Raw genomic sequence first — 13,828 nt, 5'->3', positions numbered from 1 at the left:
TGTCTCCTTGTGTTGTCGTTGAGGGGAAGCGCTATGCATGCAGCCGCGTTGCGAGGCCGTCGATCAGCGCCCGCAGTGCGCGGGCATCGGCTGCCACGCCGTAGACGTAGCGATCGGGCCGGACGATCGCCGCGCAGCATTCATGGCGGCGGAACCAGTCGGCAGCAACGCCTTCGGTCTCGCGCAGCGCGTCGCCGAACTGCAGCCTCGCGAGCTGCGGCTGCGCGGGCAGCGGGACATCGGCCGCGGCGGCGTCCGCATCGTGAGCGAGCACCAGCCACCAGCCGTCGCCGGCGATGGCGTCGAAGCGCACGGGCACGCCGTCGCGGTCGATCCATGGCTGAGGAAAGATCGTGCCGTTGGCCGGATGCGCCACCGGCGACACCAGGCCGACCTCCAGCGCAGGCAGCACATCCTGGCGCGGCATGTCGCGCACGACGCCGCCGCACTCGGCCAGCATGCGCGCATCGCGCTCGCGCGCCAGCCCGAGATCGCGCTCGCCGATCACCGCGCCGATGGCCTTGATGCGGCCGGTCAGCACGCTCACGTGCCGCTTGCGCTCCTCGCCATAGCTGTCGAGCAACGCATCGGCGGCGCTGCCCGTCACCTCGCCGCGGATCACGGCGCCGAGCTTCCAGCTCAGGTTGGCCACGTCGCGCACGCCCTGGCACATGCCCTGGCCCAGAAAGGGCGGCTGCTGATGCGCCGCATCGCCGGCAACGAACACGCGACGCTCCCGCCAGCGCTCGGCCACCAGCGCATGAAAGCGATACGCCGCCTGCCGCCACAGCTCGCCGTCCTCCGGCGTGAGCCAGCGCGACAGCAGCTTCCAGGTCTCTTCCGGCTGCACGATGCGGCGCGGGTCTTCGCCCTCCTTCAGCGAGATCTCCCAGCGCCGGTGGTTGCCCGGCCCGATAACCATCGTGCAGGGACGGTCGGGCTCGCAGTACTGCACGCTGTGGTCCGGCAGCTTCGCGAGTCCGCGCTCATTGACGCGTACGTCGACCACCAGCCAGGGCTCGTCGAAAGCCAGGTCCTCGAGCCTCAGGCCCGCGAGTTCGCGCACGGTGCTCGACGCGCCATCGCAGCCGATCACATGGCGGGCGCGCACGGCCTGCGTCTGGCTGCTGTCGTGCATCAGCTCGAGCGTCACGCCATCGGCGTCCTGCGCGAGCGCCGTCAATTCGGCACCCAGCACGACCTGCACGCGCTCGGCCTGTCGCACATGCGCACGCAGGATCTCTTCGACCGGCGGCTGCGTGAACACGTTCGATGGCGTGTAGCCCAGCGGATACGGCGGCGCGACCATCGTCAGCCGCTTGATCAACTGCCCATCGACGCCGTAATACGCCGATGGCGTGAAGGGCTCGACATGGGACTCGACGGCGTCGACGACCCCGAGTTGCTGCAGCACGCGCATCACCTCGTGGTCGATCGCGATGGCGCGCGGCTTGTCGTACACCTCGCGCAGGCGGTCGCAGACGAACACGCTCAGCCCCTGCTTGGCCAACAGTCCGGCGGCCACCGCGCCCGACGGGCCGAAGCCGACCACCGCGACGTCGAACACGTCGCGTCGTTCCGTGGATGCCATGGCCTCAGCCCTCGGCGCGGATCGGATTGACCAGGGTGCCGATGCCTTCGATCTCGACCTCGAAGGTGTCGCCCGCCTTCATCCAGACCGGCGGCGTGCGTGCCTGGCCGACGCCCGCTGGCGTGCCCATCACGATCACGTCGCCGGGCTCCAGCGTCAGCACCTCGCTGAGCAGCGCGATCGTCTCGGCCACGCCCCAGATCATGTCGGTCGTGTTGGCGTTCTGCATGACTTCGCCGTTCAGGCGGCCCTGGATCCTCAGGCCGGCCGCAGCCGGCGGCAGTGTGTCGGCCGTCACCAGCACCGGGCCGAAGCCACCGGTGCCGTCGAAGTTCTTGCCGATGGTCCACTGCGGCGTGCGCTTCTGGTAGTCGCGCACCGACATGTCGTTGAAGCAGGTGTAGCCGAACACATAGGACGGGGCGTCGGCCTGCGTCACGTGGCGCGGCACGCGGCGGCCGATCACCAGCGCGAGCTCGGCCTCGTAGTCGAACTTGACCGACACCCTGGGTGCGATGCCCGCGTCGCCATGCGCGATCAACGAACTCGCGCCGCGGAAGAAGAACCACGGGTATTCGGGCTTCTCGCGGCCGCCCTCCTTCGCATGGTCGAAGTAGTTCAGGCCGAGGCAGATGATCTTGCCGGGCTCGGGCACCAGCGGCGCGAGGCGCAGGCCGGCCAGCGGCAGGCGCGGCGCACCGGACGCCAGCGCGCGCGTGGCCGCCGCCGCCAGGTCGACGCCTGCGGCCAGCGCGCCGCGCAGGCTGGACGGAACCTCGGGCAGTGCCGCGTTCAGGTCGATGACGCTGTCGCCGTCGACCAGGCCGAGGCGCGTCTGATCGTCTTTGTGGAAGGTGGTGAATTTCATGGGAGCTTCGGGGTGAGGAAAAGAAACGGACGCGGAGACGGGCAGGTTCAGTCCGGCGTCTTCACGAAGAAGACCTGGCGCTGCGCTTCCTTCAGGCGTGCGGACGGCGGCTGCGAGATGCCCCACTGGTCGACGCGGCCGGCCGGCCACTTCCAGTCGTCCGGGCCGCCGACGGCGTAGCTGTCGTCGATCTGCTCGACGTCGGCCGTGTATTCGATGACTTCGCCGAACGGGCCGACGAAGTAGTTGAAGGCGTTGTTGCCGGGGCCATGGCGGCCCGGCCCCCACTCGATCATGTGGCCCGCATCGCGCATCCGGCCGCCACCGCGCATCACTGATTCGAGGTCGGGCATGACGAAGGCGATGTGGTTGAGCGCGTCGTTGTCGGTGTCGCCCAGCGCTACGCTGTGGTGGTCGCTCGCGCAGTTGAGGAAGGCCATGATCCGCGTGCGGTCCGCCAGCGTGAAGCCCAGCGCCTGCTCGAAGAAGCGCTGCGTGGCCTCGACGTCGTGGCTGTTGAGCACCACGTGCGCGAGGCGCGAGGGCCGGTCCTTCGCCTCGCGTGCATCGGCGTGCAGTGCATCGCCGAAGACCACTTGCAGCAATCGGCCATCGGGGTCGCGCACGGTCAGGCCGATGCCGCCGCCGGGCTCGTCGATCGGTGCCAGCGCGGTCTCGACGCGGCCGCCCGCCGCGACGGTGGCGCGTTCGATCGCTTCCAGCGCCTCGGCATGGCGCGCGCGCAGCGTCGCGTGGCGGATCGCGGTCGCCGGCCCGCCGCGGTGCAGCGCGAGCAGGTGGTGGTCGGCGCCGGTGCCGCGCAGGTAGATCGCGTCGGCCGTGCGCGCAGCCACGTCCAGGTGCCAGACGCGCGTGTAGAAGTCTTCGGCGCGCGCGAGGTCGGGCACGTCGAGTGCCACGCTGCGCAGGCCACCGATCCAGGGTGAGCTCATGGGTTGTCCTTGTGTGGGGCTGCGAAGGCGAATGCGCGCGCGAGGAAGCGACGCGCGTTGCCTTCGGTGAGTCGAGCCATCGCGTCGGCGCCGAGGCTGGCCGCATCGAGCGCGGCCAGCGGGGCCGACTCGTGGAAGTTGAAGGGGTAGTCGGTGCCCAGCATCAGCTGCGAAGCGCCGAACTGGTCGACCAGATGCGCCAGCGTGGCGGGGTCGAACACCAGCGTGTCGAAGAACAGCCGGCGCGCTTGGTCGACGGGTGCGGCCCCTACCTGCTCGCGCAGCGCCGGGAACACCGACCAGCCCCGCTGCAGCCTCGGCAACAGCGACGCCAGCGTGCCGCCGCCATGGCTGAACGCGATGCGCAGCTTCGGCCGGCGCAACAGCAGGTTGCCGGTGATCACCGATGCCGCGGCCAAGCCGACGTCGGTCGGATAGGCCAGCACCTGCTGCAACGGCGCGGGGCCGACCAGCCGGTCCATGCCGGTGGGCTTCAGCGCATGCACGAACACCGCCGCATCGAGCGCTTCGCACGCCTCGAAGAACGGATCGAAGCGCGGGTCGCCGATCGGCGTGCCGTTGACGTTGCTGCCGATCTCGACGCCGGCAAAGCCCAGCGTCTCGACGACGTAGCGCAGCTCGACGATGGCCGCGTCGATGTCCTGCAGCGGCACCGCGCCCAGGCCGATCAGCACGCCCTGCGACTCGGCCGCCATGCGCGCGATCTCCTCGTTGAGAAAGCGCAGGAGCTGGCCCGCATCCGCCGCATCCATCCAGTAGGACAGCAGCTCCGGCATCGGCGAGATTGCCTGGTGGGCCAGGCCCATCTCCGGCAGGTCGGCCAGCCGGCGCGTCACGCTCCAGCACTTCTCGGACACGGTGCGGTAGTTCTTGCCGGCGATCACCACCTGCCGGTGGCACAGGCCGCCGGCCGCGGGCGCAGCCGCCATCGACGGCCAGTCCGCGGGCGTGCGGCTACCGAGGTACGTGGGGAAATTCTCCGGCACCACATGCGCATGCATGTCGATGCCGCAGGCGCAGCGCAGGCGCTGCATACCGCTGTCCGCGGCCTTGTTGGATCGTGCGTCCATGCTTGTCTTGTCTCCGAATGGGCGCAGTCTAGGCATCGCCGCTCCATTGATGAAGTGGATCGGGCATATACATAAAATCCACGCCATGGATATCACCGAGGTCGACCTGAACCTGCTCGTGGCCTTTGCCGCGATGGCCCAGCACCGCAGCGTCACGCGCGCGGCCGAGTCGATCGGGTTGAGCCAGCCGGCGATGAGCGCCGCGGTTGCGCGGCTGCGGCTGCTGTTCGACGACGCGCTGTTCGTGAAGACCGCCGCCGGCATGCAGCCCACGCCGCGGGCCATGCAGCTGACCGAGCCGGTGCTGCGCGTGGTCGAGGCGATCAAGGCCGAGATCCTTCCGGCATCGGCCTTCGATCCGGCGAGTTCGACCAAGGAGTTCGCGATCGTCACGCCGGACATCGCGGAGGTTCACTTCCTGCCGCGCATCCTGGCCGAGTTCGCGCGCGAGGCACCGCAATGCGCGCTGCGCACGGTGTCGATGTCGCGCCACGCCGCGGCGGAGGCGCTCGCATCCGGCGCGGCCGAACTGGCGATCGGCTACCTGCCCGACCTGCAGAAGGCGGGCTTCTTCCTGCAGAAGCTGTTTCGCAACGACTATGTGTGCATCGTGCGCAGCGCGCATCCCGAGATCGGCGAGAAGCTGACGCTGAAGACCTACCTCGCAGCCTCGCACGCGGTGGTCAGCCCCGACGGGCGCGAGCACCTGCTGGAACAGGCATTGCAGCAGCGCCGGCTCGAGCGGCGCGTGGTGGTGGTGCTGTCGCACTTCATGAGCCTGCTGCCCATCATCGAGAGTTCCGACCTGGTCGCGACGGTGCCGCGCGACCTCGCGAACATCTGCGTGCGGCATGGCGACATCCGGATCGTGGAGCCGCCCTTCAAGTCACCGGTGGTCGAGGTCCACCAGTTCTGGCACCGGCGCTTTCACCAGGACGCGGCCAACGTGTGGCTGCGCAGCCTGGTGCATCGGCTGTTCAGCGCCTAGCGATCAAGCGCTCAACCGGCGACGAGCCCCGCCGCCGTCACGCCCGCGATGCAGATCGCCTCGTCCTCGTCCCCGGTGCCACCGCTCGCGCCGACGGCACCGATCGTGCGGCCGGCCGCATCCTTGATCAGCACTGCGCCCGTCTGCGGCAGGAGGCGGCCATTGGCCGTCGAAGCCAGCGACACGTAGAAGCTCGGATTGCCCTTGGCGCGCTCGAGCAGCACGCGGCTCGACACGCCCATGCCGACCGCACCCCAGGCCTTGGCCTGCGCCACCTCGAAGCGGAACATGCTCGCGCCATCTTCGCGCGCGAAGGCCTTGAGGTTGCCGGATTCATCGAGCACCACGACGCCCATCGGCTGGTAGCCCGATTGCCTGGACTGGGCGAGCGCCCCGGTGATGATCTGTTGCGCGAGTTCGAGCGTGAGTGCGGTCATGGTGTGGATGAAGGAAGTTGGAGTCAGAAAGGATAGTGCCGCGGCGCCGTCTGCACGGTGATCCAGCGAAGCTCGGTGAAGGCCTCGATGCCTGCACGCCCGCCGAAGCGGCCGTAGCCCGAGTCCTTCACGCCGCCGAAGGGCATCTGCGCCTCGTCGTGCACGGTCGGGCCGTTGACGTGGCAGATGCCCGACTCGATGCGCTTCGCCACCTGCAGCGTGCGGCCGATGTCGCCGCCGAACACCGCCGCCGAGAGGCCGAAGGGGTTGTCGTTGGCACATGCGATGGCTGCCTCGACACCCTTCACGCGCACGACCGGCTTGACCGGACCGAAGCTCTCCTCGTGGTAGATCGCCATCTCGCGCGTCACGTGGTCGAGCACAGTGGCGGGCATCAGCGTGCTGTCGGACTTGCCGCCGCACAGCAGGCGCGCGCCCTTGGCCAGCGCGTCGTCGATCAACGCATTGCAGCGCGCCACGGTCGCCTGGTCGACCACCGAGCCGAGCACGGTCGGGCCGTTGCGCGGGTCGCCGCTGGGCAGCGCGACCGCGCGCGTGACGAGCTTGTCGACGAAGCGGTCGGCCACGGCCTCGTCGACCACGAAGCGCTCGGTCGACATGCAGATCTGGCCCGAATTGGCGAAGGCGCCGAAGATCGCGGCGTCGACGGCCGCATCGACATCGGCATCGTCCAGCACCACGAACGGGGCCTTGCCGCCGAGCTCCAGCACGACGGGCTTCAGATACTTCGCGCAGGTCAGCGCGACCTTGCGCCCCACGCCGGTCGAGCCGGTGAAGTTGACACGGCGCACCGCCGGATGCGCCACCATCGCCTCGACCACCGCCGCGGCATCGGCCGGCGCGTTGGTCACGAAGTTGACGACGCCGACGGGCAGGCCGGCTTCCTGCAGCGCCTCGATGATCAGGCCGTGCGTCGCCGGGCACAGCTCGGAGCCCTTGAGCACCACCGTGTTGCCGCAGGCCAGCGGCGTCGCGATGGCGCGCACCGCGAGGATCACCGGCGCATTCCACGGCGCGATGCCGAGCACCACGCCGGCCGGCACGCGCAGGCCCATCGCCAGGCTGCCGGGCACGTCGGACGGGATGACCTCGCCGCCGATCTGCGTCGTGAGGCTGGCGGCCTCCTGCAGCATCGACGCGGCCAGGTGCGCGTTGAAGCCGGCCCAGGGCGCGGCGGCGCCGGTCTCGGCGGCCATCAGTTCGATAAAGCGCGCGGTCTTGGCCTCGAGCGCCACGGCGGCCTTCTGCAGCAGCACACGCCGCTCGGTCGGGCCGATCGCGGACCAGGCCGGGAAGGCAGCGGCGGCGGCCTCGACCGCGCGCACGGCGTCGGCCGGCGTCGCGGCGGGCGCCCGTGTGGCGACGGCGCCATCGAGCGGATTGCGCCGCTCGAAGGTCTGGCCGTCGCTCGCCAGGGCGGCCTGGCCGCCGATCAGCATCTGGATGTCGTTCATGGTTGTTTCTCTTTCGAAGGAGGTGGTGCCGGAGGGCGTGTGAGTGCGTCGAAGCCGAAGCGGTTCATGGCGCCGAACGACGGCCCGGCCGGATGCGGCACGAAGCGCGTGCGGCAGTCGAGCACGGCCGGCAGGCCCGAAGCCAGGGCGCGGGCCATCGCCGGCGCCACGTCGTCCGCATGTTCGACGCGTTCACCGAAACAGCCGAAGCCACGCGCGATGGCCGCGTAGTCGGTGCCTTCCAAGCTGGTACCGAATTCGAAGCCCAACTGCGCCTTCTGGCCGGAACGGATGATGCCCCACGCCGCGTTGTTGTGGATGACGGTGAGCACCGGTGCCCCCGCGCGGCGTGCGGTGTCGAGCTCGTTGAGCGTGAAGCCGAAGGAGCCGTCGCCGGTGATGTTGACGACCGGGCGGCCCGGCTGCTGCAACTGCAAGGCGATCGCATAGGGCAGGCCGAAGCCGAGGTGGCTCATGCCCGGCTCGTGGAAGCGCGTGCGCACGTCATCGACCGGTGTGAGGTCGTTGCTCCAGAACGTGGTGTGGCCGCCGTCGAACACGGCCAGCGCATCCGACGGCATCGCGGCGGCGATGGCGGTGGCGAGCGCGGCCGGATGCATGACCGGATCCGGGTCGGCGGCCATCGTCGCCAGCCTGTCTTCGTAGCGTGCCCGCACTTGGCGCACGCCGCCGAGCCAGCCGGGCTCGACGCCGTCGAAGGCAGCGTCCCCCAGCGCCGCCAGCAGGTCCTGCAGCGCCAGTCCGGCATCGGCCTGCATCGCGACCTCGTGCAGCGCCGGATGGCCGAGCGCGGACGGATCGATGTTGATGCTGATGGTGCGGTGATGGCGCCGCGCGAACGGGCCGCGGTCGTCCCACATCCACGACGAGTAGCGGCAGCCGATGCTGAGCACCACGTCGGCGCCGTCGAACGCGGCACGCACCGCGTCACCCGCGATCAGGCCGCCGTGGCCGATGAAGTGCGGACTGTCGCTGGCGATCACGCCCAGCGCCATCTGCGTCGGCACGACCGGCGCATTCAGGCGTTGCGCGATGTGCCGTACCGCGTCGGCGGCGCCGCTGGCGACCACGCCGCCGCCGGCCACGATCAATGGCCGGCGCGCATGGCGCAGCAGCGCCACGGCCTGCCCGACCAGCGACGCCGCCGGACGCGGGCCGGCCGTCGCACGGTAGCGCGACGGCGGCAGGTCGAACTCGTCGTCTGCGTAGTCGGTCGCCGCGGACAGCACGTCCTGCGGCACGTCGAGATGCACCGGGCCCGGCCGTCCGGACAGCGCCTCGCGGAACGCACGCCGCGCCAGCTCGGGCATGCGGCGCGGGTCGTGCACCACCGCATTCCACTTGGTCAACGGCGCGAACACGGCACGCGTGTCGAGGTCCATGAACATGCCGCTGTGCGGATACGCGGCCGCGCGGTGCTGGTTGGTGGTGATGGCCAGCAGCGGCAGGCTGTTGTTCAGCGCCACGCCCATGCCCGACGCGAGGTTGAGCCCGCCCGGCCCCATCTCACCGAACGCCACGGCCATGCGGCCGGAGCCGGCATGCACGGCGGCGGCCATCATCGGGCCGGTCGCCTCGTGGCGCACGCCGACGAAGCGCACCGCGTCCTGCTGCGACAGCGCATGCATCAAGGGCGCGAGCTTGCCGCCGACGATGCCGAAGGCGAAGGGCACGCCCTCGGCCGCCAGCACACGCACCAGCGCCTGCGCGCCTGTCAATCGAATCACGGTATCAGTCCTCCGCAGTGAAGCCGGTGGCGCGCACGATCGGCGCCCATCGGTCGTAGTCGGCCTTGACGCGGCGTGCGAACTCCTCCGGCGACTGGTGCACCGGTTGCAGTCCGTAGGTCGCGAGCTGGGCGATGTAGTCGGGCGCGGCGAGGGCTTCGCGCACCTGGCGGTTGAGCGCATCGACGATGTTCGCGGGCGTCTTCGCGGGCAGGAACCAGCCGAGCCATTCCTCCACCGCGATGTCCTTGTAGCCCTGCTCCACGAGCGTCGGCACGTCGGGCAGGAAGGGGGAGCGCGTGGCGCTGGTGACGGCCAGCGAGCGCAGCTTGCCGCTGCGCACATAGGGCATGACCTCGCCGACCACGTTGAAGCTCACCGGCACCTGGCCACCGACCACGTCGTTGAGCAGCGGTGCGCCACCGCGGTAGGGCACGCTGGTCATCTCGATGCCGGCCGCCTTCTGCAGCAGCATGCCGGCGAAGTGCAGCGCCGAGCCGGCGGCGGGCACGCCGTAGGTGGCGAGCTTGGGGTTGGCCCGGGCCCACTTGACGTAGTCGGCGACCGTCCTGATCTCGGCAGGCAGGCCGGGGCCGGCGGTGAACGAGAACGCATAGGTGACGGTCGAGCACACCGGTGCGAAGTCGGCCAGCGGGTCGTAGTTGAGCTTCTTGTAGGTGTGCGGGTACAGCACCATCGGCGAGCTCGGTATCTGCAGGATGGTGAGCCCGTCCGGTGCCGCGCGCCTGGCGTATTCGACCGCGATGCGGCCACCGGCGCCGGTGCGCGTGTCGACCATCAGGCTGGTCGCGTAGTGGCCGCGCAGCCGTTCGGCCACGGGTCGCGCCACGTTGTCGCCCATGCCACCCGCCGGGAAGCCCGAGACGATGGACGCGTTGCCGTTGAGGGTCTGCGCCCGGCCGAGGCTGGGCCAGCCGAGAGGTGCGAGCGCCGAGAGGCCCATGCTGCGCCGCAGCAGTTCACGCCGATTCCACATGTCTTGTCTCCTGTCTTTTTTGAATGGCTGGAGCTTAGGCAAGGCACGGGAAAGCGGCCATGGACGAATGGCCCCACCGCATGTAGATTTCCGGCCTCCTTCGAGATCCAGCCAGGTCAGCGATCCACCATGTCCACCGCCGCCCGCTCCGCGCCATTGCTCGTCGTCCCTTTCAGCGAGGTGCGCCACTACCGGCCCGACGACAGCCTGCACTACGAGGCCATCCATGTGCGCGCCACGCTGCACCAGTGGACGATTCCGGCACACCGCCACCAGGACCTGCACCAGTTCCAGCTGCTCACGGAAGGCGCGATGGTGGGCACGCTCGACGGCGAGCGCCACGTGCTGAAGGCGCCGGCCGCCGTGATGATCGCGCCGGGCGTGGTGCATGGCTTCGTGTACGACACCGACAGCGTCGGCTGCCAGGTCACGGTGCCGAGCGAGGCGCTCGCGTCGCTGTCGACGCACTCACCCGACGTCGCACGGCGGCTGTCCCAGAACATCCTGATCGACACCGCAGCCCTCGGCGAGGCGGCCGACGAATGCACGCAGCGCTTCGCCATGCTGGGTGACGAATTCGCAGCCCGGCGCGAAGGCCGCGTCGACGCGCTGCAGGCCCACGTCGTGCTGCTCGCGCTGTGGTTTCTGCGGCATGCGCAGGCGCCGCATGGCAATGCCCGCCGCCAGGCGCTGCGCGACACGCTGGTGCAGCGCTTTCGCAGCCTGGTCGAACGGCACTTCACCGAGCACCAGCCCTTGGCCTTCTATGCGGGCGCGCTCGGCGTCACGGCCGATCACCTGAGCCGTGTGTGCCGCAGTGCGACACGCAGCAGTGCGCTCGACCTGCTTCACCAGCGCGTCGCGCTGGAAGCCAAGCGCATGCTGGTGCATACCGAGGCGACCGTGGCGGATGTCGCCGCGCAGCTCGGCTTCGCCGATGTGGGCTACTTCAGCCGCTTCTTCAAGGCCACGACCGGCACCGCGCCGTCGGCCTATCGCGAGGCCCTGGCGATGGGGCTCGTGGCCGCACCCTTGTCGAAGACGAAGGCTTCGACACCAGCGGCAGGCCGTTAGCACCAAATGGGCGAAAGCCCGGTGGCGCGCCGTGCGTCGGCACCCGTCATGCCTTGCGCAGCACCGGTTCGGCAAGCGCCGCCACGCCCTGCCGTTGCGGCATCCACCGCGAGGCCACGAGGGCCAGCAGCACGGCGACGACAACGCAACCGAACATGGGTTGCAGGCTGTGCGCCAGCGCGACGGCAAGACGGTCCGGCGCTGCATGCGCCAGCGCCGCCAGAGGCATCTCTTGCGCCATCCGCTGCGTCAGCATCGACGCCAGCACAGCGACGCCGGCGGCCCCGCCCAGGCTTCGCAACATGACCGTCACCGCCGTGGCGATGCCCATGTGCTTCGCCGGAGAAACGCGCTGCGCGATCACGGTGATCACGGGGAACAGCAGGCCCAGGCCGAGCCCCAGCGGAAGCAGGCTGGCCGACAGCGTCAACGGCACGTCGGGCAGCCAGTGCAGGGCCGCGATCAGCAGGCCGAACGACGACAACATCAGCACGCAGGCCGTCCGCGCCAGCATGGCGGCCGGCCGCTGTGCGCGCAGCAGCTTGCCGCTGGCGATCGCCGCGATCGTGACGCCCGCCATCAGGGGCAACAGGTGCCACGCGGAGCCGGTGGGAGAAAGATGCAGGCCCAGCTGCAGGTACTGCGGCACGAAGACCACGACGGCATACAACGCCATCCCCGTGACCAGCGCGATGACGCTGACGGCCGCGTAGGCCGGGCGCGCGAAGAGCGACAGCGGGAGCAAGGGGCTGGCGGCCCGATGCTGGCGCCACAGGAAAGCGGCCGTCAGCACGGCGCCCGACACCAGCAGCCATTGCAGCGAGACGGCGGCGGGCAGGTTGAGCTTCTCGTGCTGCGTGGCCATCAACAGGCAGACCAGCGCACCGGCCAGCAGCCCCGCGCCCAGCCAGTCGATGGACGCGCGCGAGCCGGGCGCGCGTGCCGCCTCCGTGGCCGGCGCCGGAACGCTCCGCACCGGCCACGCGAACGCCAGCACGCCCCAGGCCAGCAATGCCAGCGGCACGTTCATCCCGAACGCCCAGCGCCATGACAGGTGCTCCACCAGCGTGCCTCCGACCAGCGGACCGAACATCGTCGCCAGGCCATAGGCGGCGCCGAGCAGTCCCTGATAGCGGCCGCGCTGCTCGGGCGGAAACCAGTCCGCCACGCTGAGCATGGTCAGCGTCATCAGCCCGCCGCCGCCCGCCCCCTGCAGCGCGCGGGCGAGAACGAGCTGGCGCAGGTCCTGGCTGGCACCGCAGGCCAGCGAGCCCATGAGGAAGAGGCCGATCGCCAGCAGCAGCATCGGCTTGCGGCCCATCAGATCGGCCAGCCGGCCATACACGGCGATGACCACCGTCGCCACCATCAGGTAGGCGGAGAAGACCCATGCCAGCGGCCAGTGGCCGGGCAGTTCGCGCGCCATCACGGGCAGTGCGGTCGACAGGATGGTCTGGTCGAGTGCGGCGAGCACAAGGATCAGCATGAGCATGGCGAACGGGATCCGGTGCGCAGCGTCGCGTGGTGTCTTCATGGAGTCGGATTTCTGTTGGAGCGGCGCAGTGTCGGCAAAGCGGGGAATTCCGTACAGTGCAATTTATTCAATCCACAGTTTCATTTCGTGAACACATACGATCTCAATCTGTTGACCGCGCTGGATGCCCTTCTTGCCACCGGCAGCGTGACGCAGGCAGCCGAGCGCATGCACCTGAGCACGCCCGCCATGAGCCACACGCTGGCGCGCATCCGCGAGACCTTCGGCGATCCGATCCTCGTGCGGGCCGGCCGCAAGCTGGTGCCCACGCCGCGCGCGCTGGCGCTGGTCGAGCCGGTGCGCCAGTTGCTGGCGCAGGCCCAGGTGCTGCGCGCGCCGGCCGATGCGCAGGGCCTGGCCGCCGTGCGGCGGCGCTTCGTGGTTCGCGCGCCCGAAGGCATCGCCGTGGTCTTCGGGGCCGGCCTGTCGCTCGCGCTGGGGACCGACATGCCGCTCGCGAGCCTGCAGTTCCTGCCCGAGACCCATCACGATCCCAGCGCGCTGCGCGACGGCCGCATCGACCTGGACGTGGGCAGCTTCCGCGCGGTGGATCCCGAGACCGAAGCCCTGGTCCTGTCGCAACAGGCGCTCGTCGGCGCCGTGCACAGCGGGCATGCGCTGCTGCAAAGCGCGTCGTCCAAGGTGACCGCGGTGGAGCGCTTCGCCGCGGCGCGCCACGTGGACGTCACGCCGCGCCCCGGCGAGGTCTCGGCGGTGGACGTCGCCCTGGCAGCGTCGGGCCTGCAGCGGCAGGTGGCGCTGCTCGTGCCCAGCACCTTCTCCGCGCTCATCGCCGCTTCGCGCACCGAGCTGGTCGCCTGCGCGCCCGAGCGCACCGCGCGCGCCATGGCGCCTTCACTGGGACTGGCGGTGTTCGACCTGCCGCTCGCCGTCCAGAGAGAACCCATGCGGATGGCGTGGCACCCGCGGCACGGCGCCGACCCGGCGCATCGCTGGCTGCGCGAAGCCTTTCAACGCCTCCTCAACGATCCGCACTGGGTCGCACCCACGGTGGTGTCGCTGACGAAGGGGGCGCGCAAGGGCGTGGTCTGAGATCGCTCAGCCTCGATGC

Annotated in this window: 12 protein-coding genes; 3 read left to right on the top strand and 9 right to left on the bottom strand. The window is 70.2% G+C overall.

What is annotated here, in order from left to right; translation table 11 throughout:
- Nucleotides 1-31: 31 nt before the first annotated feature.
- The 4 genes from AC07PZ_RS17290 to AC07PZ_RS17275 are packed head-to-tail and all read right to left on the bottom strand — an operon-like array spanning nucleotide 32 to nucleotide 4,503.
- A complete protein-coding gene (locus AC07PZ_RS17290) occupies nucleotides 32-1,591 on the bottom strand; it encodes a bifunctional 3-(3-hydroxy-phenyl)propionate/3-hydroxycinnamic acid hydroxylase (protein ID WP_495296348.1) in 1,560 nt (519 codons plus the stop codon).
- Nucleotides 1,592-1,595: 4 nt separating this feature from the next.
- Nucleotides 1,596-2,459, bottom strand: a complete 864-nt coding sequence (locus AC07PZ_RS17285; RefSeq protein ID WP_495296347.1) for a fumarylacetoacetate hydrolase family protein — start codon at nucleotides 2,457-2,459, stop codon at nucleotides 1,596-1,598.
- Between the two features lie 47 nt (nucleotides 2,460-2,506).
- Nucleotides 2,507-3,412, bottom strand: coding sequence for a VOC family protein (locus tag AC07PZ_RS17280; protein WP_495296346.1), 906 nt, complete (start codon nucleotides 3,410-3,412; stop codon nucleotides 2,507-2,509).
- Complete coding sequence (locus AC07PZ_RS17275; protein ID WP_495296345.1) at nucleotides 3,409-4,503, bottom strand: amidohydrolase family protein; 1,095 nt, start codon at nucleotides 4,501-4,503, stop codon at nucleotides 3,409-3,411. Before AC07PZ_RS17275 ends, AC07PZ_RS17280 begins: the two co-directional genes overlap by 4 nt.
- An 85-nt stretch (nucleotides 4,504-4,588) precedes the next feature.
- Between AC07PZ_RS17275 and AC07PZ_RS17270 the strand changes: the two genes are divergently transcribed.
- Entirely contained in the window at nucleotides 4,589-5,491 is a 903-nt protein-coding gene (locus AC07PZ_RS17270) for a LysR family transcriptional regulator (RefSeq protein ID WP_495296344.1), read from the top strand.
- An 11-nt stretch (nucleotides 5,492-5,502) separates the two neighbouring features.
- Here the strand turns inward: AC07PZ_RS17270 and AC07PZ_RS17265 are convergent, their stop codons facing one another.
- Genes AC07PZ_RS17265 through AC07PZ_RS17250 form a run of 4 tightly spaced genes read right to left on the bottom strand, consistent with a single transcriptional unit; the run spans nucleotide 5,503 to nucleotide 10,148 of the window.
- Nucleotides 5,503-5,928 (bottom strand): GlcG/HbpS family heme-binding protein, encoded by a 426-nt coding sequence (locus AC07PZ_RS17265; protein WP_495296343.1) that lies wholly within the window; start codon nucleotides 5,926-5,928, stop codon nucleotides 5,503-5,505.
- 23 nt (nucleotides 5,929-5,951) lie between these two features.
- Nucleotides 5,952-7,403: an aldehyde dehydrogenase gene (locus AC07PZ_RS17260; protein ID WP_495296342.1), complete on the bottom strand. Its 1,452-nt coding sequence runs from the start codon at nucleotides 7,401-7,403 to the stop codon at nucleotides 5,952-5,954.
- The gene (locus tag AC07PZ_RS17255; protein WP_495296341.1) at nucleotides 7,400-9,151 is read right to left on the bottom strand and encodes a thiamine pyrophosphate-binding protein; all 1,752 of its coding nucleotides are present in this window, start codon (nucleotides 9,149-9,151) and stop codon (nucleotides 7,400-7,402) included. The genes AC07PZ_RS17260 and AC07PZ_RS17255 overlap by 4 nt, the downstream gene beginning before the upstream one ends.
- Before the next feature lie 4 nt (nucleotides 9,152-9,155).
- The gene (locus AC07PZ_RS17250) at nucleotides 9,156-10,148 is read right to left on the bottom strand and encodes a Bug family tripartite tricarboxylate transporter substrate binding protein (protein WP_495296340.1); all 993 of its coding nucleotides are present in this window, start codon (nucleotides 10,146-10,148) and stop codon (nucleotides 9,156-9,158) included.
- Between the two features lie 129 nt (nucleotides 10,149-10,277).
- Between AC07PZ_RS17250 and AC07PZ_RS17245 the strand changes: the two genes are divergently transcribed.
- Nucleotides 10,278-11,222, top strand: a complete 945-nt coding sequence (locus AC07PZ_RS17245; RefSeq protein ID WP_495296339.1) for a helix-turn-helix domain-containing protein — start codon at nucleotides 10,278-10,280, stop codon at nucleotides 11,220-11,222.
- Between the two features lie 46 nt (nucleotides 11,223-11,268).
- Here AC07PZ_RS17245 and AC07PZ_RS17240 read toward each other — a convergent pair whose 3' ends face one another.
- The gene (locus AC07PZ_RS17240; protein WP_495296338.1) at nucleotides 11,269-12,756 is read right to left on the bottom strand and encodes an MFS transporter; all 1,488 of its coding nucleotides are present in this window, start codon (nucleotides 12,754-12,756) and stop codon (nucleotides 11,269-11,271) included.
- A gap of 87 nt (nucleotides 12,757-12,843) precedes the next feature.
- Here AC07PZ_RS17240 and AC07PZ_RS17235 point away from each other — a divergent pair, with 87 nt between their 5' ends.
- Nucleotides 12,844-13,809, top strand: a complete 966-nt coding sequence (locus AC07PZ_RS17235) for a LysR family transcriptional regulator (RefSeq protein WP_495296337.1) — start codon at nucleotides 12,844-12,846, stop codon at nucleotides 13,807-13,809.
- The last annotated feature ends 19 nt before the right edge of the window (nucleotides 13,810-13,828 follow it).

Source organism: Variovorax sp. GW821-FHT10B04 (genome assembly GCF_059415645.1).
The sequence above is the reverse complement of the archived record's forward strand: the minus strand, read 5'-3'. Positions and strand labels throughout refer to the sequence as shown.